Annotated in this window: 18 protein-coding genes and 1 pseudogene; 11 read left to right on the top strand and 8 right to left on the bottom strand. The window is 69.9% G+C overall.

The window, feature by feature from the left end:
* The first annotated feature begins 7 nt into the window (after positions 1–7).
* From sepF to nrdR, 7 genes are all read left to right on the top strand, one after another.
* Positions 8–589, top strand: coding sequence for a cell division protein SepF (gene sepF, locus Q0283_RS11830; RefSeq protein ID WP_183526546.1), 582 nt, complete (start codon positions 8–10; stop codon positions 587–589).
* A 54-nt stretch (positions 590–643) separates the two neighbouring features.
* Positions 644–946 (top strand): YggT family protein, encoded by a 303-nt coding sequence (locus tag Q0283_RS11825; protein ID WP_183526543.1) that lies wholly within the window; start codon positions 644–646, stop codon positions 944–946.
* A 168-nt stretch (positions 947–1,114) separates the two neighbouring features.
* Entirely contained in the window at positions 1,115–1,909 is a 795-nt protein-coding gene (locus Q0283_RS11820) for a DivIVA domain-containing protein (RefSeq protein ID WP_183526540.1), read from the top strand.
* A 224-nt stretch (positions 1,910–2,133) separates the two neighbouring features.
* The gene (gene lspA, locus Q0283_RS11815; RefSeq protein ID WP_050813590.1) at positions 2,134–2,640 is read left to right on the top strand and encodes a signal peptidase II; all 507 of its coding nucleotides are present in this window, start codon (positions 2,134–2,136) and stop codon (positions 2,638–2,640) included.
* 16 nt (positions 2,641–2,656) lie between these two features.
* The gene (locus Q0283_RS11810; RefSeq protein ID WP_183528406.1) at positions 2,657–3,604 is read left to right on the top strand and encodes an RluA family pseudouridine synthase; all 948 of its coding nucleotides are present in this window, start codon (positions 2,657–2,659) and stop codon (positions 3,602–3,604) included.
* Between the two features lie 63 nt (positions 3,605–3,667).
* Entirely contained in the window at positions 3,668–7,261 is a 3,594-nt protein-coding gene (gene dnaE / locus Q0283_RS11805; protein WP_183526537.1) for a DNA polymerase III subunit alpha, read from the top strand.
* A gap of 178 nt (positions 7,262–7,439) precedes the next feature.
* Positions 7,440–7,934: a transcriptional regulator NrdR gene (gene nrdR / locus Q0283_RS11800; RefSeq protein ID WP_029139032.1), complete on the top strand. Its 495-nt coding sequence runs from the start codon at positions 7,440–7,442 to the stop codon at positions 7,932–7,934.
* Positions 7,935–8,485: 551 nt separating this feature from the next.
* On the opposite strand, the pseudogene ppgK reads toward nrdR, so the two are convergent.
* Positions 8,486–9,271 (bottom strand): annotated as a pseudogene (gene ppgK, locus Q0283_RS11795) (polyphosphate--glucose phosphotransferase); the annotation flags it as partial.
* A gap of 35 nt (positions 9,272–9,306) precedes the next feature.
* Positions 9,307–10,263 (bottom strand): type I methionyl aminopeptidase, encoded by a 957-nt coding sequence (gene map / locus Q0283_RS11790; protein ID WP_255459442.1) that lies wholly within the window; start codon positions 10,261–10,263, stop codon positions 9,307–9,309.
* A gap of 77 nt (positions 10,264–10,340) precedes the next feature.
* Between map and Q0283_RS11785 the strand changes: the two genes are divergently transcribed.
* Positions 10,341–10,544, top strand: a complete 204-nt coding sequence (locus Q0283_RS11785; protein ID WP_183526528.1) for an SPOR domain-containing protein — start codon at positions 10,341–10,343, stop codon at positions 10,542–10,544.
* An 85-nt stretch (positions 10,545–10,629) separates the two neighbouring features.
* Here Q0283_RS11785 and panB read toward each other — a convergent pair whose 3' ends face one another.
* Entirely contained in the window at positions 10,630–11,472 is an 843-nt protein-coding gene (gene panB / locus Q0283_RS11780) for a 3-methyl-2-oxobutanoate hydroxymethyltransferase (protein WP_183526525.1), read from the bottom strand.
* A 121-nt stretch (positions 11,473–11,593) separates the two neighbouring features.
* Here panB and Q0283_RS11775 point away from each other — a divergent pair, with 121 nt between their 5' ends.
* Both Q0283_RS11775 and Q0283_RS11770 read left to right on the top strand, forming a co-directional pair.
* Positions 11,594–12,934, top strand: coding sequence for a glutamine synthetase family protein (locus tag Q0283_RS11775; protein WP_010143363.1), 1,341 nt, complete (start codon positions 11,594–11,596; stop codon positions 12,932–12,934).
* Between the two features lie 6 nt (positions 12,935–12,940).
* A complete protein-coding gene (locus Q0283_RS11770; RefSeq protein WP_298044806.1) occupies positions 12,941–16,090 on the top strand; it encodes a bifunctional [glutamine synthetase] adenylyltransferase/[glutamine synthetase]-adenylyl-L-tyrosine phosphorylase in 3,150 nt (1,049 codons plus the stop codon).
* Positions 16,091–16,116: 26 nt separating this feature from the next.
* Here Q0283_RS11770 and Q0283_RS11765 read toward each other — a convergent pair whose 3' ends face one another.
* Both Q0283_RS11765 and glnA read right to left on the bottom strand, forming a co-directional pair.
* Positions 16,117–17,103 carry an LLM class flavin-dependent oxidoreductase gene (locus Q0283_RS11765; RefSeq protein ID WP_298044804.1) on the bottom strand — a complete coding sequence of 329 codons (987 nt, stop codon included), beginning with the start codon at positions 17,101–17,103 and terminating at the stop codon, positions 16,117–16,119.
* A 206-nt stretch (positions 17,104–17,309) separates the two neighbouring features.
* Entirely contained in the window at positions 17,310–18,734 is a 1,425-nt protein-coding gene (glnA, locus tag Q0283_RS11760; protein ID WP_298044803.1) for a type I glutamate--ammonia ligase, read from the bottom strand.
* 173 nt (positions 18,735–18,907) lie between these two features.
* On the opposite strand from glnA, the gene Q0283_RS11755 reads away from it, so the two are divergent.
* The gene (locus tag Q0283_RS11755; protein ID WP_298044801.1) at positions 18,908–19,465 is read left to right on the top strand and encodes an RDD family protein; all 558 of its coding nucleotides are present in this window, start codon (positions 18,908–18,910) and stop codon (positions 19,463–19,465) included.
* Positions 19,466–19,578: 113 nt separating this feature from the next.
* Here the strand turns inward: Q0283_RS11755 and Q0283_RS11750 are convergent, their stop codons facing one another.
* Genes Q0283_RS11750 through lipB form a run of 3 tightly spaced genes read right to left on the bottom strand, consistent with a single transcriptional unit; the run spans position 19,579 to position 22,158 of the window.
* A complete protein-coding gene (locus Q0283_RS11750; protein WP_298044800.1) occupies positions 19,579–20,400 on the bottom strand; it encodes a DUF4191 domain-containing protein in 822 nt (273 codons plus the stop codon).
* Positions 20,401–20,413: 13 nt separating this feature from the next.
* Positions 20,414–21,418, bottom strand: coding sequence for a lipoyl synthase (gene lipA / locus Q0283_RS11745; protein ID WP_183526510.1), 1,005 nt, complete (start codon positions 21,416–21,418; stop codon positions 20,414–20,416).
* Positions 21,415–22,158: a lipoyl(octanoyl) transferase LipB gene (lipB, locus tag Q0283_RS11740; RefSeq protein ID WP_298044798.1), complete on the bottom strand. Its 744-nt coding sequence runs from the start codon at positions 22,156–22,158 to the stop codon at positions 21,415–21,417. Before lipB ends, lipA begins: the two co-directional genes overlap by 4 nt.
* Positions 22,159–22,189 lie beyond the last annotated feature (31 nt).

The following is a 22,189-nucleotide window of genomic DNA, read 5'->3' as shown; positions in this document are numbered from 1 at the left end:
ATTTTCGATGGCTGGTGCACTGAAGAAGACCATGATCTACCTCGGGCTCGCCGATGGCGACGAGCAGTACGAGGAAGAGCAGCGGGCCACGGAGTCCCGTCGGCACGAGCGTGCCGACCGGAGCGAGGTCTCCGACCGCACGGATCATGACGATCGTGCCGACGCCGCCGAGGACTGGGACGAGGACAGCCGCCCGGAGCGCCCCCAGCCGAGCAGGGTGGCAGCGGCCCCGGTGGCGGAACGGGAGTACCGCGCACCGGTGACCCCGATCAAGCGTGCCGCCCACTCCCGTGAGGATGCCCCTGCCGTGCGTCAGATCACCACCGTGCACCCCCGCTCCTACAACGACGCCAAGGTCATCGGGGAGTCGTTCCGTGGCGGCATCCCGGTCATCATGAACGTGACGGACATGGGCGAGGCCGACGCCAAGCGGCTGGTGGACTTCTCCGCCGGCCTCGTGTTCGGGCTGCACGGTTCCATCGAGCGCGTCACCAACAAGGTGTTCCTGCTGACGCCGGCCCACATCCAGGTCCTCGGGGAGGATTCCTCCGGCACCGAGGACCAGGCCCACTTCTTCAACCAGAGCTGACACCCGTCGGGGAGTGACCCCTCCCGGACCCGACATGGTGTGGAATAGGCTGCCGTGACCCTCATCTTCTCCCTCCTCTACCTCGTCCTGGCGATCTTCCAGTTCCTGCTGCTGGTCCGGATCGTCTTCGACGTGGTCCAGTCCTTCGCCCGGGCCTGGCGCCCGCAGGGGTTCATCCTCGTGGTCGCCTCGACCGTCTACACCGTGACGGATCCGACGCTGCGGTGGCTGCGGTCCAAGATCCCCCCGCTGAACCTGGGCGGGATCGGGCTGGACATCGCCTTCCTCGTGCTGTTCGTGGTCGTCGTGCTGCTCAAGTCCGTGGTCGGGGCCCTGGCCGTCGGCTCGTTCGCCTGACCCCCGCCGGACCTGCGCCGTGGCCGGCTGGTGCCGAAGTCCCGGCCGGGACACCGGTGGTAGCCTGAACTGCAGTGTGGCCCTCGTGCGCGGAGAAGCCGTGGCGTGGCGCCACGGGACGACCATTGCCCCTCCGCGGGCAGACCTGACAAGTATTGGGGTGACCACATGGCACTGACGCCGGAAGACGTTGTGAACAAGCGGTTCCAGCCGACCAAGTTCCGCGAGGGATACGACCAGGACGAGGTCGATGACTTCCTGGACGAGATCGTCGTCGAGCTGCGCCGGCTGAACCAGGAGAACGACGAACTGCGTCGCAAGGTCGCCGAGCTCCAGTCCGGCGGTGCCTCCGGGTCCACCGTTCCCGCCCCGGTCTCCGCCGAGGACGCGGAGGACGAGGGGACCGTCGCCACCGGCACCTCCGTCCAGGAGGCCGCCGCAGGCACCCCGTCCACCCCTGTCGCCGAGGCGGCCTCCACCGAGGACACCGGCACCAGCCAGAAGCCGGCCGCCTCCGTGCCCGCGGCCAAGGACTCGGACGAGGTCATCGAGGCGGTGCCGGCCGTCGCGCCGGCTGCGACCGCGGACACGCCGACCACCGCCGTACCGGCCGCACCCGCCGCGGACAGTGGCCGCGAGGCCGTCGCCACCTCGGCCGCCGGCGTGCTCGCCATGGCCCAGAAGCTGCACGACGACTTCGTCGCCGAGGGCGAGGCCAAGCGCGAGCAGATCATCGCCGACGCCCAGTCCGAGGCCGACGGCCTGGTCAACGACGCCCAGGAGAAGTCCCGGAAGACGCTGGCCGAGCTGGAGGAGAAGAAGTCCGTGCTCGAGCGCAAGGTCGAGCAGCTCAAGGGCTTCGAGCGCGACTACCGTGCGCGGCTGAAGGCCTACATCGAGGGTCAGCTGCGCGACCTGCAGAGCCAGGGCCCGATCCAGGACGAGGTCACCGCCACCAGCTGACCGGTGCGGGCCGTCCCGACGGCCCACCGCTCACGCCGGCAGATCCAGACCGGATCCGGGGCCGGCCACGGGAGGACCGTGGCCGGCCCCGCGTCTCTGCCCGTCGCGGCCCCCCGTTCCCCCGTTCCCGCCGATCCGAGAGACCCCACCGCGTGACCGACACCGAACCGACCGTCCCGGCGCATCCGGACGCGGAACGAACCCCGAGGCGTCGCCGCGGCTGGATCGCCGTGCTGGTCCTGGCCGTGGGCTACGTCCTGGACCAGCTGACCAAGCGCTGGGTGGAGACGACCATGGCCGAGGGGCAGGTCATCGACGTCCTGCCCCCGCTGCTGCGCTGGCACTTCATCCGGAACCCCGGGGCGGCCTTCTCGATCGGCGAGGACCACACCTGGGTCTTCACGATCATCCAGGCCGCGGTGGCGGTGTTCGTGGTGGTGTTGCTGTTCCGGGTCCGCTCGACCGCCTGGGCCCTGGCCCTGGGCGGCCTGCTCGGTGGAGTGCTCGGCAACCTCACCGACCGCCTGCTGCGGCCCCCGGCCTTCGGCGTCGGCCACGTGGTGGACTTCATCGCCCTGCCCAACTTCGCCATCTTCAACATCGCCGACTCGCTGATCGTCTGCTCGATGATCGGCATCGTGCTGCTGATGTTCACCGGCCGCCGGCTCGACGGGACGCGGGAGCCCGCCCAGGCCCCTCGCCCGGCGGCCCCGGGGGAGGACCGTGACTGATACCGCACCCGGACCCCTGCCCGGCCCGGCCGTCGTCGTCCCCGGCCCGGCCGACGTCGGCCGGCGGGTGGATGCGGTCCTGGCCCGCGCCCTCGGGGTGTCCCGCACCAAGGCCGGCGCCTGGTGTGCCGACGGCCGGGTGACGCAGCGCCGCACCGGCGCGGCGTCCGGTGCGCAGACCGTGCAGAAGTCGGCGAAGGCCGTCGCGGGAACCGAACTCGTGGTGGACGTGCCCGAGGAGACCGACCCGCTCGAGGTGAAGGTGGAGATCGTGGAGGACCTGACCATCCTGGCTGACGACCCGGACTATGTCGTCGTGGACAAGCCCGTGGGCGTGGCCGCCCACCCGTCGCCGGGTTGGGTCGGGCCGACCGTCGTCGGCGGCCTGGCGGGTGCCGGGTACCGGATCTCGACGTCGGGGGCACCGGAGCGGCAGGGCATCGTGCACCGGCTGGACGTGGGCACCTCCGGTGTCATGGTGGTGGCCAAGTCCGAGCGGGCCTACACCGCCCTGAAGGACGCGTTCCGTGACCGGACCCCGAAGAAGACCTACCACGCCGTGGTGCAGGGACTGCCGGACCCCCTGAACGGCACCATCGACGCGCCGATCGGCCGTCACCCCGGTCACGACTGGAAGTTCGCCGTCCTCGACGGAGGACGGGACTCGGTGACGCACTACCGGACCCTGGAGGCCTTCGGCCGGGCGACCCTGGTCGAGGTGCAGCTCGAGACCGGCCGGACCCACCAGATCCGCGTCCACTTCGCCGCGCTGCGCCATCCCTGTGCCGGGGACCTGACCTACGGGGCGGACCCGAAGCTCGCCGCCGAGCTCGGGCTGACCCGGCAGTGGCTGCACGCCCGCCGGCTGGGCTTCTCCCACCCCGTGACGGGGGAATGGGTCGAGTACGAGAGCCCGTACCCGCATGACCTGGCCTACGCCCTGGACGTCCTCCGGGGCCACTAGGGTGGTACGGCACCACGAATCAGTTGTACGGCAACGCAGCAGGGCAGTAGGGAAGAGCGGACAATGACGGCGACCACATCGGCAACGGGACAGGCCTCGCGGGACGGCGGATTCGCCCACCTGCACACCCACACCGAGTACTCGATGCTCGACGGGGCCGCCAAGCTCAGCGAGCTCTTCGTCGAGACCGAACGCCTCGGCATGGACTCGATCGCCATCACCGACCACGGGTACCTGTTCGGTGCCTTCGACTTCTGGAAGAAGGCGACGGACGCGGGCATCAGGCCGATCATCGGTCTCGAGGCCTACCTGACGCCGGGTCAGCAGCACCGCACGGACAAGACCAAGGTCCGCTGGGGCGAACAGCACCAGCGCGGGGACGACGTCTCCGGCGGCGGTGCGATCACGCACATGACCCTGCTGGCCAAGGACAACACCGGCATGCACAACCTGTTCCGGGCCGGCTCGATCGCCTCCCTGGACTCCGTGTACGCCAAGTGGCCCCGGATCGACCGGGAGCTGCTCTCCACGTACTCATCCGGGTTGATCGGGACCACGGGATGCCCGTCCGGTGAGGTCCAGACCCGGCTGCGGCTGGGCCAGTACAAGGAGGCGGTGGAGGCCGCGGCAGAGTTCCGCGACATCTTCGGCAAGGGCAACTTCTACTGCGAGCTGATGCAGCACGGTCTCGACCTGGAGAAGCGCGTGGTCCCGGACCTGCTCCGGCTGGCCAAGGACCTGGACCTGCCCCTGGTCGCCACCAACGACCTGCACTACACGCATGAGCACGACGCCAAGCCGCACGAGGCGCTGCTGGCCATCCAGTCCGGGTCCACCCTGCTGGAACCCACCTACGACCAGGGCGGCTCCCGGTTCGCCTTCACCGGCACGGAGTTCTACCTGAAGTCCCCGCGGCAGATGCGGGACCTGTTCTCGGAGTTCCCCGAGGCGTGTGACAACACCCTGCTCATCGCCGAGCAGTGCGAGGTCTCCTTCGACACATCCGCCAACTACATGCCCAAGTTCCCCTGCCCTCCGGGGGAGGACGAGACCAGCTGGCTGACCAAGGAGGTCGCCACGGGGCTGAAGCACCGCTACCCCGACGGCGTACCGGACCACGTGCGCAAGCAGGCGGACTACGAGCTCGACGTCATCATCTCCATGGGCTTCCCGGGCTACTTCCTCGTGGTCGCCGACTTCATCAACTGGGCCAAGGACCACGGCATCCGCGTCGGGCCAGGCCGCGGTTCCGGGGCCGGCTCCATGGTCGCCTACGCCCTGAAGATCACCGAGCTCGACCCGCTCGAGCACGGCCTGATCTTCGAGCGATTCCTCAACCCGGACCGCGTGTCCATGCCGGACTTCGACGTCGACTTCGACGATCGCCGCCGCTCCGAGGTGATCGACTACGTCACGGAGAAGTACGGTGACGAGCGCGTGGCCATGATCGTCACCTACGGCACCATCAAGACCAAGCAGGCGCTCAAGGACTCTGCGCGCGTGATGGGCTTCCCGTTCTCCATGGGCGAGACGCTGACGAAGGCGTTGCCACCGGCGGTGATGGCCAAGGACATCCCGCTCAAGGACATCGAGGACAAGGACGCCAAGAGGTACTCGGAGGCGGGGGAGTTCCGGGAGCTGGTCGCCACGGACCCGGACGCCGCGAAGGTCTTCGAGACCGCCAAGGGCGTCGAGGGGCTGAAGCGCCAGTGGGGTGTGCACGCCGCGGGCGTGATCATGTCCTCGGAGCCGATCATCGACGTCATCCCGATCATGCGCCGCATGCAGGACGGCCAGGTCATCACGCAGTTCGACTACCCCACCGCCGAGGGGCTCGGACTGATCAAGATGGACTTCCTGGGCCTGCGGAACCTGACGATCATCTCCGACGCCCTCGAGAACATCACGGCCAACCAGGGATTCGACCTGGACTTGGAGTCCCTCGCGTTCGACGACCGGGCGTCCTACGAACTGCTCGCCCGGGGGGACACCCTGGGCGTGTTCCAGCTCGACGGCGGGCCGATGCGCTCGCTGCTGAAGATGATGAAGCCGGACAACTTCGAGGACATCTCGGCGACCATCGCCCTGTACCGGCCGGGGCCCATGGGTGCCAACTCGCACACGAACTACGCGCTGCGCAAGAACGGCCAGCAGGAGATCACCCCGATCCATCCCGAGCTCGAGGAACCCCTCAGGGAGATCCTCGACACCACCTATGGCCTGATCGTGTATCAGGAGCAGGTCATGGCCATCGCGCAGAAGGTCGCCGGCTTCAGCCTCGGACAGGCGGACATCCTCCGCCGCGCCATGGGCAAGAAGAAGAAGTCCGAGCTGGACAAGCAGTACGTCGGCTTCCACCAGGGGATGGTCGACCACGGGTATTCCGAGGCGGCCATCAAGGCGCTGTGGGACATCCTGCTGCCGTTCTCGGACTACGCCTTCAACAAGGCGCACTCCGCGGCGTACGGCCTGGTGTCCTACTGGACGGCCTACCTCAAGGCGCACTACCCGGCCGAGTACATGGCCGCGCTGCTGACCTCCGTCGGTGACGACAAGGACAAGATGGCCATGTACCTCAACGAGTGCCGCCGCATGGGCATCACGGTGCTGCCCCCGGACGTCAACGAGTCCTCCCTCTACTTCACCCCGGTCGGCAGGGACATCCGCTTCGGCATGGGCGCCGTGCGCAACGTGGGCTCGAACGTGGTCACCGCCATGGTGGACGCCCGCGAGGAGAAGGGGGACTTCGGCTCGTTCCCGGACTTCTTCAAGAAGGTGCCCGCGGTGGTCTGCAACAAGCGCACCATCGAGTCGATGATCAAGGCCGGCGCCTTCGACTCACTCGGGCACTCGCGCCGGGCGCTGCTGGCCATCCACGAGGAGGCCGTGGACGCCACCGTGGCCCAGAAGCGCCAGGAGGCGAACAACCAGTTCGACTTCTTCTCCATCCTCGAGGCCGAGGGTGGAGAGGCGGCCGACGCCGGGCTGGGGCTGGAGGTCCCCGACATGCCCGAGTGGGACAAGAAGGACAAGCTCACCTTCGAGCGGGAGATGCTCGGCCTCTACGTCTCGGACCATCCCCTGCAGGGGCTGGACGGTGTCCTGGCCCAGCACGCGGACACGTCCATCTCGCACATCATCTCCGACGACGGCCCAGCGGACGGTGCGCAGGTCACCATCGCCGGGCTCATCACCTCGCTGCAGCGGCGGATCGCCAAGAGCTCCGGCAACGCCTACGCCCGGTGCGAGGTCGAGGACCTGGGTGCCTCGATGGAGGTCATGTTCTTCGGCCAGGCCTACGCCCCGATCGCCACGATGCTGGCCGAGGACCTGGTGGTCGCGATCAAGGGCCGGGTCCAGCGGCGCGACGACGGGTCGATCACCCTCAGCGCCCAGGAGCTGACCATCCCGGACCTGTCCGGGGGGCATTCGGGACCGGTGTCCATCACCATGCCGGCCTTCAAGGCCAACGAGACCGTGGTCTCCGCCCTGGGGGACGTGCTGAAGACCCACCCCGGGACCACGGAGGTGCGGCTCAGGCTGGCGGGGAACCGGACCATGGAGATCATGCAGCTCGGACCGGACTTCCGGGTCAGTCCCAACCCTGCCCTGTTCGGTGACCTCAAGGTGCTGCTCGGCCCGGCCTGTCTGGAGTGAGCCCGGACCGGCTGGAGGGGCCGACCTGCCGGCCCCGGTCCGGCTTCCGCCCCGGCCCGCCGCCCGGAACACTACATGTGGTGATGTGCCGATTGTGGTGACGCCATATGTGGGATTATGATGAGGGCGTTCACCCGAACGGCCCACGGCGGGCCCGCCGACTGCAGAAGGGGAGTCCATGCACTGTCCCTTCTGTCGTCATGAGGATTCCCGGGTGGTGGACTCCCGGTCCCTCGACGACGGATCCGCCATCCGCCGGCGACGGCAGTGCCAGTCCTGCGGCAAGCGGTTCACCACCATGGAGACCACGGCCCTGACCGTGGTCAAGCGCTCCGGGGTGGCGGAGCCGTTCGACCGCTCCAAGGTCATCAACGGCGTCCGCAAGGCCTGTCAGGGGCGGCCGGTGACCAACGACGACCTGGCCATGCTCGCCCAGGAGGTGGAGGAGACCATCCGCGCCACCGGCAACGCCGAGGTGGACGCCCACGAGGTGGGGCTCGCGATCCTCGACCCCCTGCGCCGGCTGGACCAGGTGGCGTACCTGCGCTTCGCGTCGGTCTACCAGGACTTCGACTCGCTCGACGACTTCGCCCGTGCCGTGGAGGAGCTGCGCGAGGCGGGGAACAGGCCCGAGACGGTCAGGGCCCTGCAGCCGCGGTTGTTCACCCGCTGAGCGCGGGAGCCCGTGACGGGCCCATCAGACTGCCGATGGTGGTTCCGGAGGGGAAGCCGGAGCCACCATCGGCCACCACGGCCCAGCGGGGCGGTCGTGACGCCGGCAGAGCCCGGAGGCTACCGACTGGAGCGGCGGATCGCCTTCTCCATGGCCTTGTGGACGGCCTGGGCCTCCTTGGCCGCTTTGCGCTCGGCCTTGGCGGCCCGCTTCGCGGCCTTGTCGGCCTTCTTCCGCAACCGGGCCGCCTTGTCCTGGACGGCCGTGGATGCCTTTCCCGGCTTGCCCTGTTTGCCCGGCTTGTCCGCCGTGACCCCCTGGGCGGTCTTCCCGGCCTTGCCCGCCGTCCCGCTCGCGACCGTCTCGGCCGCGGCCGCGCGCTCCGCCGCCTGGCGGGCCCCTCCGGCCATGCCCGTGCCCGTCGTCGCGCTCCGTCCGGTGCCGGCCTGGTCGGCCTCCACCCGGCGTGCGATCTCCTGGTCGGCCGCCCTCCGGGCGGTCTGCAGCACGGATGCCCGGGCGGGGGACTGGGCCATCACGTCGGTGGCCCACAGTGCGGCTCCCACGATCCCGGCGTTGTTCTGCAGTGCGGCCGGCACGATCGGGGTGCGCAGGCGCAACAGCGGGAGGTAGTCCTGGGGGCGCTTGGAGATGCCGCCGCCGACGATGATCAGGTCCGGGTAGAAGATGCCCTCCACGTAGGAGAAGTAGCGCTGGAGCCGCTCGGCGTACTCCGGCCAGTCCAGTCCGTCCCGCTCGCGGGCGGACGCCGAGGCCCGCTGCTCGGCGATCGCCCCGTCGAGCTCGATGGTGCCCGGTTCCAGGTTCGGCACCAGTTCGCCGTCCCTGAACAGTCCGCCCCCGATGCCGGTGCCGAGGGTGAGGACGAGGACCGTGCCCGGCACGCCCCGGCCCGCACCGAACCGGACCTCGGCCAGTCCGGCGGCGTCGGCGTCGTTCAGGGTGGCCACCGGGCGCTTGAGGTGCTCGGAGAACAGCGCGTCCACGTCGGTGCCGATCCAGGACCGGTCGATGTTCGTCGCCGTGCGGCAGATCCCGTTCTGGATGGCGGCGGGGAAGCACACGCCGGCCATCAGGGTCGCCGGCGGGGCCTCGGGCCGGGAGTCCAGCTCGGCCGCGATCTCGGCCAGGACCCCGGCGACCGTGTCCGGGACGGCCGGCTTCGGCGTGGGGATCCGGTACCGCTTGCCGACCAGCTGGCCGGTGTCCGGGCCGGCGCCGAGCTGGACGATCCCGCCCTTCATGCCGGTACCGCCGACGTCGATCCCGAGGGCGGTGTGTGCCCCGGTGGCAGGGTCGGTTCTCTGCTGCGCCATGGAAGTGCTCCTAGGGGTGTCGACGGGGGACGTGGTCAGGGCAGGGTCAGGATGTCCGCGCCGTCGTCGGTGACGACCAGCGTGTGCTCGAACTGGGCGGTGCGCCTGCGGTCCCGGGTGACCACGGTCCAGCCGTCGTCCCACTGGTCCCACGCGATGGAGCCGAGGGTGATCATGGGCTCGATGGTGAACACCATGCCGGGGACCATGAGCCGGTTGTGCGCCGGGGCGGCGTCGTAGTGGGGGATGACCAGTCCGGAGTGGAACTCCCGCCCGACGCCGTGGCCGATGAAGTCCCGCACCACGCCGTAGCCGAACCGCTTGGCGTAGGACTCGATGGCGCGGCCGATGACGTTGATCTCCCGGCCCGGCTTGACGGCCTTGATGCCCCGCATCATCGCCTCGTGCGTGCGCTCGACCAGCAGGGCGGACTCCTCGTCCACGGTGCCGACGGTGAAGGTCATGTTGTGGTCGCCGTGGTGGCCGTCCAGGTAGGCGGTGATGTCGAGGTTGATGATGTCCCCGTCCTCGAGCACCGTGTCGTCCGGGATGCCGTGGCAGATGACCTCGTTGAGCGAGGTGCAGATGGACTTGGGGAATCCCTTGTAGCCGAGGCAGGAGGGGTAGGCTCCGTGGCCGATGAGGTACTCGTGGGCCACCCTGTCCAGTTCGGCCGTGGTCACCCCGGGGGTGATGTGCTTCGCCGTCTCCTGCATGGCCCGGGCGGCCAGCCGTCCCGCGGCGCGGATCCTCTCGATGCCCTCGGCGTCGTAGACGTCCGACCCCTTGCCCTCGTCCGCGGTGGCCTTCCCCACGTACTCCGGGCGGTCGATGGAGGCGGGTACGGCCAGCGGTGGGGCGACGACGCCCGGGGCCAGGGTGCCCACGGGCGCCAGGGAGCCGGGCTGGCCGGCAGGCGGCCCGGCGGGGGCCGGGCCGTTGTGGCCGGCTGCGGTCCCGGCGGGGACGGTGGCGGTTCGGGTGGACGTCATGGAGCCTTCGGACATGTTTCGATCCTATCGCCGTCCCGACGGGCCCGGATCGCCGGGATCGACCCTAGGCTGGTGCCATGAGCGAATACTGGTACAACGTCGTCACCAAGACCGTCGAGGAAGGCCCCCAGTCGGACTGGTCGAAGCTGCTGGGCCCCTACACCACCCGCGAGGAGGCCGAGGGCGCGATCGCGCAGGTGCAGGCCAACAACGAGCGCTGGGACGAACGCGAGGGCGAGGACTCCAACTGGGACAACAACCCCACCAACGACCGGGACTGAGTCCGCGGTCCGCCGCCCGCGCCCCGTGGCCCGGCGGACCGCCCCGCCGGGTCCGTGCAGGACGGGGCCCGGGGGCACCGGAACCTCAGGACTCGAAGCCGTGCTCCGCGGCCGGGAAGGTGCCCTCCAGCACGTCCCGGCGGTAGGCGGCCGCGGCCTCGCCGACGATCGAGCGCAGGTCCGCGTACTGCTTGACGAACCGGGGCATCCTCCCGGCCCGCAGGCCCAGCATGTCCTGCCACACCAGCACCTGTCCCGTGGTCCCGGCACCGGCACCGATGCCGATGGTGGGCACGCGCAGGGCCTCGTCCACCTGGCGGGCCACGTCGGCGGGCACCATCTCCATCAGGACCGCGAAGGCCCCGGCGTCCTGGAGCACCGTGGCCTCACGGATCATGGACGCGGCGGCGCCCTCGCCGCGGCCCTGGACGCGGTACCCGCCCAGGACGTTCTCGGACTGCGGCGTGAAGCCGATGTGGGCCATCACCGGCACGCCGGCATCGGTCATCATGGCCACGTGGTCCGCGTACCGGATCCCGCCCTCCATCTTCACGGCGTGCACCCCGGCCTCCTTGACGAGCCGGATGGCACTGGCGGTGGCCTGTTCGGGGGAGACCTCGTACGAGCCGAACGGCAGGTCGCAGATGACCATCGCATGAGTGGTGCCGCGCACCACGGAACCGGCGAAGACGATCATCTCCTCCATGGTGATCGGCAGCGTCGTGGCGTGGCCCATCACGTTGTTGGCGGCCGAATCGCCCACGAGGATCGTCTCAAGGCCGGCCTCGTCGAACACCTGGGCCATCTGGAAGTCGTAGGCGGTGAGCATGGCGAACCGGCGACCCTCGTCCTTGGCCTGCTGCAGGTGCGCGGTACGGTACCGGGCCGGGGTCTTGGCGGCGTACGGTGCGGTCTCGTTCTCAGCCATGACCGCAGTCTAGTGTCGCCGGCGCTGACCTCGGGGCATGTCCGGCGTGACCGCGCACGGGAGTGCTCCCACCGCTACAGTGGAGCCAACGTCCCGATCCGACAGGAGGCAGCCACGAACGATGGATCGCCAACAGGAGTTTGTACTCAGGACCATCGAGGACCGGGACGTGCGGTTCGTGCGCCTGTGGTTCACCGACGTGACCGGGACGCTGAAGTCCGTGGCCCTGGCGCCCGCCGAGGTGGAGGGGGCCTTCGCGGAGGGGCTGGGCTTCGACGGGTCCTCCATCGACGGCTACACCCGCATCTTCGAGTCCGACATGCTGCTGCAGCCGGATCCCTCGACCTTCCAGATCCTGCCCTGGCGCGGTGAGGAGGAGCCGACATCGCGGATGTTCTGCGACGTGCTCACCCCGGACGGCGAACCGTCCGCGGCGGATCCCCGGAACGTGCTGCGCCGCCAGCTGTCCCGGGCCGCGGACATGGGCTTCACCTTCTACACGCACCCGGAGATCGAGTTCTACCTGCTGGCCTCGAAGGAACCGGGGCCGGACGGCCAACCGGTCCCGGTGGACCAGGCCGGGTACTTCGACCACGAGCCCGGCGGGGTGGCCACGGACTTCCGCCGCCACGCGGTGAACATGCTGGAGGCCATCGGGATCTCCGTGGAGTTCAGCCACCACGAGTCCGGACCGGGCCAGAACGAGATCGACCTGAGGTACGCGGACGCGCTGCAGACGGCGGACAACATCATGACGTTCCGCACGGTCATCAAGGAGGTGGCCCAGCTACAGGGCAACTACGCCACGTTCATGCCCAAGCCCTTCGGGGACCACGCCGGCTCCGGGATGCACACCCACTTCTCCCTCTTCGAGGGTGACTCCAACGCCTTCTTCGAGCCCGGTGCGGAGTTCCACCTGTCCACCACCGCCCGCCGGTTCATCGCCGGACTGCTGCACCACAGCGTGGAGATCACGGCGATCACCCACCAGTTCGTCAACTCCTACAAGCGTCTCTGGGGCGGTGGCGAGGCGCCCGCCTACGTCTCCTGGGGTCACAACAACCGCTCCGCCCTGGTCCGGGTGCCCCTGTACAAGCCGGACAAGGCGGGGTCCGCCCGCGTGGAGTACCGCGGCATCGACGCCTCCGCCAACCCGTACCTCACCTACGCCGTCCTGCTGGCGGCCGGGCTGAAGGGGATCGAGGAGGAGTACGAACTCCCGGAGGCGGCGGCGGAGGACGTCAACGCCCTGACCGCCATGGAACGCCGTGCCCTGGGGCACGATCCGCTGCCGGGCACCCTGCACGATGCCCTGCGGATCATGGAGGAGTCCGAGTTCGTCGCCGGGGTGCTGGGGGAGCAGGTGTTCGAGAACTACCTGCGCAACAAGCGCCAGGAATGGGACGAGTACCGGATCAAGGTCACCCCCTACGAACTGCAGCGGTACCTCGGCATCCTGTAGAGCCCGATGCGACCCTCCACCCCCGGAAGCAGCGCCCCTGCCGCCCGCAGCGCGAATCGCAGCGGCATACCGGTCCCGGCCGGTTCCCCGGCCGAGGCCGGCGGATTCAGCCGGGGCGTGCTCATCGGGACTGGGTTCACCGACCTCGACCGCGCTCGCACGCTGCTGGCCTCGAGCGAGCTCGACCGGGTCGACCACGAGACGCTGCTCGGGATCCTGGCCGACGCCCCGGATCCCGACCAGGCCCTGATCCTCCTGGTCCGTCTCCTGGACCGGGCCCCGGGGACGGCGGGCGTGCTGGACGACCCCGACCGGTCCCTGGCCCTGGCGCGACTGCTGGGCTCCTCGGAGGCACTGGGGGAGTTCCTGATCCGCCGGCCGGACCACGTCGACCTGCTCACCGACCCCACGCGGGCCGCGGCCACGGCCCCCGTGCTCGGCCCGGAGGGGCTGGACTCCGAGTCCTCCACGCTCCGGGACCTGCTGCTGGCGGCCGTGGAGGCGGACCCCTCGGTGCCCGAGCCGGTGGCCGGGCTGCGGGGCAAGGAGGCCGCTGCCGCGCTGCGCATCGCGTACCGCCGCCAGCTGACGGCCCTGGCCCTGCAGGACCTGACCGACCCGGATCCCCAGGGCATCCAGCCGAAGGTCTCGGCGTGGTTGTCCGACCTGGCCGGCGCCGCGATCGAGGCGGGACTGGCGGTGTCCCGCGCGGACGCCGCCGAGCAGTACGGCGACGACGCGCGCAGCGTCAGCCTGGCGGTCATCGGCATGGGCAAGTGCGGGGCCCGGGAGCTGAACTACATCTCGGACGTGGACGTGATCTTCGTCCACTCCTCGACCCTGGCCGACGGGCACCGGTCGGCGACCATCGCCACCGCCCTGGCCGCCGGGATCTCCCGGTACGTCACCGCCGCGGCGCCCGAGCCGGGACTGTGGGAGGTGGACGCCAACCTGCGTCCGGAGGGCAAGGACGGGACGCTGTCCCGCACGGTCGACTCCCACGCCGAGTACTACCGCCGCTGGGCCCACACCTGGGAGTTCCAGGCCCTGCTCAAGGCCCGGCCGATCGCCGGGTTGCCGGAGCTGGGCCAGGAGTACATCGACGCGATCTGGCCCCTGGTGTGGACGAGCTCGGAGCGGGAGGGCTTCGTGTCCTCCGTCCAGGGCATGCGCCGCCGCGTGCTGGACAACATCGCACACCAGGACCGGGACCGTGAGATCAAGCTGGGCTCCGGCGGGCTCCGGGACGTCGAGTTCACGGTCCAGCTGCTGCAGTTGGTCCATGGCAAGACCGAGGAGTCCGTGCGGGTCCGCAACACCCAGAGCGCCATCCGTGCCCTGGAACGGCGCTCCTACATCGGCCGCAAGGACGCCCAGTCCTTCGCGGCGGCCTACCGGTTCCTGCGCCTGCTGGAGCACCGGATCCAGTTGGTGCACCTGCGCCGCACCCACCTGATGCCGGACCGCCCCCGTGCCCGGTGGGTACTGGCCCGCTCCTCCCGGGGTCCGGGGGAACCGGGCCCGTCCGACGCCGATGCCCTCACGGCGGTGTGGAAGCGGACCCGCAAGGACGTGCGGGCCCTGCACGAGAAGATCTTCTACCGTCCGCTGCTGTCCACCACGGCGGCCCTGTCCGCCGAGGAGGTCCGCCTCACCCCGGTGGCGGTGGGCGAGCGGCTCTCGGCCCTGGGTTACCTGGACCCGTCGGGTGCCCTGCGCCATATCGAGGCCCTCACCACGGGCGTGTCCCGGCGCGCGTCCCTGCAGCGGCAGCTGTTGCCGGTCATGCTCGGCTGGCTGGCGAACGGACCGGACCCCGACGGCGGCCTGCTCGCCTTCCGGAGGCTGTCCGAGTCCCTCGGTTCCTCACCCTGGTTCCTGGGTATGCTCCGGGACTCCTCCGCGGCGGCGGAGCGGTTGTGCCATGTGCTGTCCTCCTCCTCCTACATCAGCGACATGCTCGAGCACCTGCCGGAGGCCGCGGCCTGGCTGGGCCGGGACCGTGAACTGCAGCCGATGCCGTTCGAGGCGCAGTGGCAGGAGATCCGGGCCAAGATGGCCCGCCACCCGGACGGTGACGAGGCGATGCGGCAGATCCGGTTGATCAGGCAGCGCGAGATCCTGCGCACCGCGATCGCCGACGCCGCCGGACTGCTGGACCAGGACGCCGTCGGGCATGCCCTCTCCGACGCGGACCGGGCCGCCGTCCTCGGCGCCCTGCACGTGGCCGAGAACACGATGTTCGGCCACCCCGAGGCCCGCCAGGACGAGGCCGGGGAACTCACCGACCTGCTCCTGGTCGCCATGGGCCGCCAGGGCGGCCAGGAGATCGGCTACGGATCGGACCTGGACGTGATGTTCGTCCACCGCCCCCGGGCCGGTGCCGACCCCGACGCGGCCCAGCGGCAGGCCGTGGAGCTGGCCAAGCAGGTGAGCTCCCTGCTGACCAAGCCGTGCCGGCCGCCCGTGCTGGCGGAGCGGCCACTGATCGTGGACGCCGATCTGCGTCCCGAGGGCAAGAAGGGGCCGCTGGCGCGGTCCCTGGAGTCCTACCAGGAGTACTACCGGCGCTGGGCGGACACCTGGGAGGTCCAGGCCCTGCTGAGGGCCCGGGCCGTCGCCGGCGACCCCGGACTCGCCCGGGACTTCATCGCATGGGCGGACTCCGTGCGCTACGCCGGGGATCCCGGTCCCACGGCCATCCGGGAGATCCGCCGGATCAAGGCCCGGGTGGAGTCCGAGCGGCTGCCACGGGGCGCGGACCCCGCCCGGCACCTCAAGCTCGGCCGGGGCGGGCTGTCCGACGTCGAGTGGCTCGTCCAGACCCTCCAGCTGCAGCACGCGGACACCCGCGCGTCATTGCGGACGACCGGGACGATGTCCGCGCTGGAGGCGTTGGTGACGGAGGGCCTGCTGCCCGCGGAGGACGGTGAGGTGCTGCACCGTGCGTGGCAGCTGGCCTCGAGGATCCGCTCCGGGATCGTGGTGTGGTCCGGCAAGAACTCGGACGTGCTGCCGACCAAGCGCCAGGACCTGGAGGCCATCGCGCGGTGGTGCGGTTACGAGCCCGGCAACGCCGCCGGGCTGGAGGAGGACTACCTCCGGTGCACCCGGCACGCCCGCCAGGTGTTCGAGAAGCACTTCTACGGGGCCTGAGCCGTGCCGACGTCCCGTCCGGCGGGTCAGCCGCGGACCATGACGTTCTCCCCGAGCAGCTGGAGGGTGCGGTGCCGGGCCTCGAGGTCCGGGGCCGCGTTGGTGATGATCAGCTCGTCCGCCTGGACGCGCTCCCTGAACCGGTCCAGGTAGTCCCGGACGGTCTCGACGGTGCCGACGGCCGTGTACTTGGTCATCGAGAGCACCTGTTCCGCGGCGGGGGAGTGCATCAGCAGGGTGACCTCCTCCTCGGTGAGGTCCCGTCCCCGGCCGAGCATCTGCCGGATGCGGAACCGCTGGGAGAGCTCGAACTGCCGCTGGGCCTCCTCGGCCGTGTCGGCGGCGATGACGTTCAGCGCGGCGATGAAGTGCGGTTCCGGGTAGTCCTCGGACGGCTCGAACGACTCCCGGTAGATGCGGGCGGCGTGTTCGAGCATCTGCGGGGCGAAGTGCGAGGCGAAGGCGTACCCGAGCCCCAGGGCGGCCGCGAGCTGCGCCCCGTACTGGGAGGAGCCGAGCACGAACAGCGGGACGTCGGTCCCCTTGCCCGGATAGGCGTCCACCCCGGGGATCATGGACTCGCCCTTGAGGTATCCCTGCAGCTCCTTGATGTCCCGGGGGAACGTGTCGGCCGCCGAGGGCTCGCGCCGCAGGGCCATCATGGTCCGCTGGTCCGTGCCCGGGGCCCGCCCCAGTCCCAGGTCGATCCGGCCCGGGTGGATCTCGGCCAGGGTGCCGAACTGCTCGGCGATCACCAGCGGCGAGTGGTTGGGGAGCATGATGCCTCCGGCACCCAGGCGGATGCTCGAGGTGTTCGCGGCGACGTGGGCGATCAGCACCGAGGTGGCCGAGGAGGCGATGGAGGGGAAGTTGTGGTGCTCGGCGAACCAGATCCGGGCGAACCCCTGCTCCTCGGCCGCCCGTGCCAGGTCCACGGTGGCGGCCACCGCCTCGGCGACGGACTGGTCCGGCAGGACGGTGGACAGGTCGAGGATCGACAGGGGGTAGCTCACGAGGGGCCTTTCACGAGGGGACATCGCTCAGGCACAGCCGACGCCGGGGGGAATCTATTCCCCCGGTCCGCGTTGACCCGAGGTCAGGGGCGCCGGGACGTACCTCTCCCCTCAACGCGGAAGAGCCCGCACGAGACGCCCCTCGACAGGGCGGGCACTCGTGCGGACTCTGTGCGGGCCGAGGCCCTCAGCGACCGGCGACCAGGCTAGACGCCGTAGTAGAGCTCGAACTCGTAGGGGTTCGGGCGGATCGACAGCGGCAGGATCTCGTGCTCACGCTTGTAGGAGACCCAGGCCTCGATGAGGTCCTCGGTGAAGACATCACCGGCCAGGAGGAACTCGTGGTCCTCCTCGAGCGCGCGCAGGGCCTCCTCCAGCGAGGCAGGTGCCTTCTGGATGGTCGCGGCCTCCTCGGCGGGCAGCTCGTAGAGGTCCTTGTCGATCGGCTCGGCCGGCTCGATCCGGTTGCGGATGCCGTCCAGGCCGGCCATCAGCTGGGCGGCGAAGGCCAGGTACGGGTTGCTGGACGGATCCGGGGCGCGGAACTCGAGGCGCTTGGCCTTCGGGTTGGAGCCCGTGATCGGGATGCGGATGGCCGCCGAGCGGTTGCCCTGGGAGTAGACCATGTTGATCGGGGCCTCGAAGCCCTTCACCAGACGCCGGTAGGAGTTCACCGTCGGGTTGGTGAACGCCAGGATGGCAGAGGCGTGCTTCAGCAGGCCGCCGATGTACCAGCGGGCGGTGTCCGAGAGGTTGGCATAGCCCTTCTCGTCGTAGAACAGCGGCTCGCCGGCGTTCCACAGCGACTGGTGGCAGTGCATGCCCGAGCCGTTGTCACCGAACACGGGCTTCGGCATGAAGGTCGCGGTCTTGCCGAAGGCGTCCGCGGTGTTCTTCACGACGTACTTGAACTTCTGCAGGTCGTCGGCCGCGTGGGTCAGCGTGTTGAACCGGTAGTTGATCTCCGCCTGGCCGGCCGCACCGACCTCGTGGTGGGACCGCTCGACCTCCAGGCCCACCTCGTCCAGGGCCACGCAGATCGCATCGCGCAGGTCGGCCTGCTTGTCGACCGGCGAGACGGGGAAGTAACCGCCCTTGACACCGGTCTTGTGGGAGAGGTTGCCACCCTCCTCGGCGCGACCGGAGTTCCACCAGGCCTCGTCGGAATCGACCGAGTAGAAGCTGTGGTTGGGCGTGGACTGGTACCGGACGTCCTCGAAGATGAAGAACTCGGCCTCGGAGGCGAAGTTCGCCGTGTCGGCGATGCCGGTGGAGGCCAGGTACTCCTCGGCGCGCTGGGCGACACCGCGCGGGTCGCGGTGGTACGGCTCACCCGTCCGGGGGTTGACGATGGAGAAGTTCATCACCAGGGTCTTCTCGACCCGGAAGGGGTCGACGTAGGCGGTGGCCACGTCCGGGATCAGCTGCATGTCGGACTCGGCGATGCCCTGGAAGCCACGGATCGACGAGCCGTCGAAGAGCTGGCCATCGGTGAAGAAGTCCTCGTCCACGGCCTTGGCCGGCAGGTTGAAGTGCTGCTGGACCCCGGGCAGGTCGGTGAAGCGGACATCGATGAAGACGATGTCCTCTTCCTGGATGAACTGCAGGGCTTCCTGGACGGAAGTGAACATGCGGGCGCTCCTCGGTGGATCGTTGCGAATGAGTTCACCCTATCGGCATGCCGTGAATCATCGGTGACGGTCGTGTTTCGGGCGTGTAACACGGCCACCGCGGCCTGGGTCCGCGGTGGCCGTCACCGCGGTGGCAGGCGGACGCGGACGGGCCGACTCGGTAGAGTGGGACGGTGGCTCGATCCAAGAAGAACAGGTCCTCCGCCGGCGCAGGCGCCTCCTCGACGGGGACGTCCGGGAAGCCCCGCGACGACCGTCCGCGACCCGCTGCGGAGCCCGCCGACGAGCGCCTCATCACCCGGCGGGACATGGCCGGGTGGGTCGGGGGGACCGAACGGTCCGGACAGCTGGGCAAGTGGCCCGGGGAACGCCTCGGACTGGCCGAGGAGGGACCGACGGCGATGGCCGGATGGGGCCGGCGGGTGCTGGCCCTGGTCATCGACTGGTTCATCCCCGCCGTGCTGTCCGCCGTGTGGTTCCAGGGGCACAGCCTCGTGACGCTGGGCCTGTTCGTCGTCCTGCAGGTGCTGGGCGTCGGCCTCCTGGGCACCACGATCGGCAAGCGCCTGGTCCGGATCCAGGTCGTCCGCGTCGGCGGGGCCATGACCGGCCTGCCCAAGGCCCTGCTGCGCACGGTGCTGCTCTGCCTGATCGTCCCGCCGCTGGTGATCGACGGCGACGGCCGTGGACTGCACGACCGGGCCGCCGGAACCGTCCAGATCCGGATGTGAGGTTCCCCGGGATCCGGGGACGAGGGGACCCGGGTCCTGAGATTCCTGGAACCCGGACGTGCGGGTTCCAGGACGCTCGAGATCCGGGGTCCGTCGCTTCGGGTCAGGAGGCCTTATCGGCCGCGCATCGACTTGCGGTCCGGCCGGGCACGGTAGGGATCGATGCCCTTCGGGATCGGCATCTTCGCGGAACCCAGCGCCGCCAGGCGCTTGTCCACGGCCTGGACCTCCTGCTTGGTCAGGGTCTTCTTCATGCGCTTGAGGGTCTTGGCCAGGTCCTGGAGCTCGACCTGGCCCTCACCGTGTCCGGTCGCGAGGACCTGGATCGGCACGTTGGGCAGGAAGCGCTGCATGTTGCGCCGCTCCTTCTCCACCAGGGGACGCACGCGGTTGGTCGGACCCTCGGTGATGAGCACGACGCCGGGACGGCCCACCGCGCGGAAGACCGCGTCCTGGGTCTTGGGGCTCACCGCCACGGGCTGTTCGGGGATGATCCAGCCGCGGCGCAGGGTGGACAGGGCCGCGCCGGCGGCGCCGGGGCGGCCGTCGATGCGGGCGAAGGCGGCGCGCTCGGCCATCCGGTTCATGATGATGACGGCGGCCAGCAGGCCGAACGGGATGGCGATGAGCAGCCACGTGATCCAGTTGTTCAGGAGCAGGCCGACGATGAGGCCGATGACGAGGGCACCGACGAAGGCCAGCGACATCCACAGCACGACCTTGGGGTCGTGGGCGCGGGTCATGGAGAAGACCTCGCCCATCTGCTTGAAGACGCCGGGCTTCTTGGTGGCCTTCTTCCGGGCCCTGTTCTCGGCCTTGTTCGCCTTGGCGCTGGCGCGCTCCTGGAGGCGGCGCTCACGCTGGGCGGCCTTGACCGCCTTCAGGGCGTCACGGGTCGAGGACGAGGATGCTGCGGGATCTGTGCTCTTGGCCATAGTGGCGCTAAGTCTACCGGCCGGCAAGGAGGGTTGCGGCCTCCTGCCGCGTGCTGCCGTTGTCCTCGATGTGGGCGAGGTGCTCGGGCATGGGCCGTCCGAGCTTGCGCATGGCAGAGGCGTACAGCCGGCCGGCCCGGTAGGAGGACCGGACCAGGGGACCGGCCATGACGCCGGCGAAGCCGATCTCCTCGGCCCGGTCGGACCAGTGCACGAATTCCTGCGGCTTGACCCAGCGGTCGATCGGGTGATGCAGCTTCGAGGGACGCACGTACTGGGTGATCGTGATGATGTCGCAACCGGCCTCGTGCAGGTCCAGCAGCGCCTGGTCGATCTCGTGGTCCTCCTCACCCATGCCCAGGATGAGGTTGGACTTGGTGAGGAGCCCGTCCGCCTTGGCCATGGTCAGCACGCGCAGGGACTTCTCGTAGGTGAACGCCGGGCGGATGCGCTTGAAGATCCGCGGCACCGTCTCCAGGTTGTGGGCGAAGACCTCCGGCCGGGCGTCGAAGACGACCTGGACGAGGTCCGGGTCGGCCCCGAAGTCCGGGGGCAGGATCTCCACGCCCGTGTTCGGGTTCAGCTCGTGGATCTTCCGGATCGTCTCGGCGTAGAGCCAGGCCGCACCGTCCTTCTGGTCGTCCCGGGCCACGCCGGTGACCGTGGTGTAGCGCAGGTTCATCTCGCGGATGTTCTCCGCCACCCGGCGGGGCTCGTCCAGGTCCAGGGGGTTGGGGCGGCCGGTGGCGATGTCGCAGAAGTCACAGCGACGGGTGCAGACGTCACCGCCGATCAGGAAGGTGGCCTCCCGGTCCTCCCAGCACTCGAAGATGTTCGGGCAGCCGGCCTCCTCACACACGGTGTGCAGGCCGGAGGACTTGACCTTGTTCTTGAGCTGGATGTACTCCGGCCCGATCTCGACCTTCGCCTTGATCCAGTCGGGCTTGCGTTCCACGGGGACCTCGGAGTTCCGGGCCTCGACGCGCAGCAGTCGGCGGCCGTCGGGGGATGCGCTCACTTGGATGTTCCTTCCAGCAGGGGGGAGTCGATTCCCTCGCCCGCGGCGAGGAGGGCCGAGGACACGGGGGCGAGGTGCTCCGGGGCCAGGGCGGTGAAGTGCTCCATCACGGCGGTCACGACGTCGGCGGGGGACACGTCCTGTCCGGTCTCGGCCGCGATGGTGGTGGATCCTGCGTCGGTGATGCCGCAGGCGATGATGTGGTCGTAGGGGGTCAGGTCGTTGTCGCAGTTCAGGGCGAACCCGTGCATGGAGACCCCGTGGTTGACCCGCAGCCCGATGGCCGCGATCTTGCGATCGGGCAGGGGCCTGCCGTCGGCGTCGGTCCCGCCCCGGATCCACACCCCGGACCGGCCGTCGACCCGTTCACCCGTCAGTCCGTAACCGGCCAGCGTCCGGATGAGGACCTCCTCCAGGAACCAGACGTACTCCCGGACGGCGGAGGGGTCGGCGAGCCGGACCACGGGGTAGCAGACCAGTTGGCCGGGGCCGTGCCAGGTCAGCTTGCCACCGCGGTCCACGTGGACCACGGACGAGCCGTCATCGGGCATGTCCGCGGGCTCGGTGCGCTTGCCGGCGGTGTAGACCGCGGTGTGTTCCAGCAGCAGCACGGCGCCGGCCGAGGAACCGTCCACGACGTCGGCGTGCAACGACTGTTGCAGGTCCCACGCCCGTTGGTAGTCAACGGTGTCCGGGGACAGGCCCAGGACGCGGAACGGCGGGTAGGTCGACGCGGACATGCGTCCACTCTAGCCTCGCACCCCGGACCTG

Origin of the sequence: uncultured Citricoccus sp. (genome assembly GCF_937871995.1) — a bacterium.
Taxonomy (GTDB): Bacteria; Actinomycetota; Actinomycetes; order Actinomycetales; family Micrococcaceae; genus Citricoccus.
The sequence above is the reverse complement of the archived record's forward strand: the minus strand, read 5'-3'. Positions and strand labels throughout refer to the sequence as shown.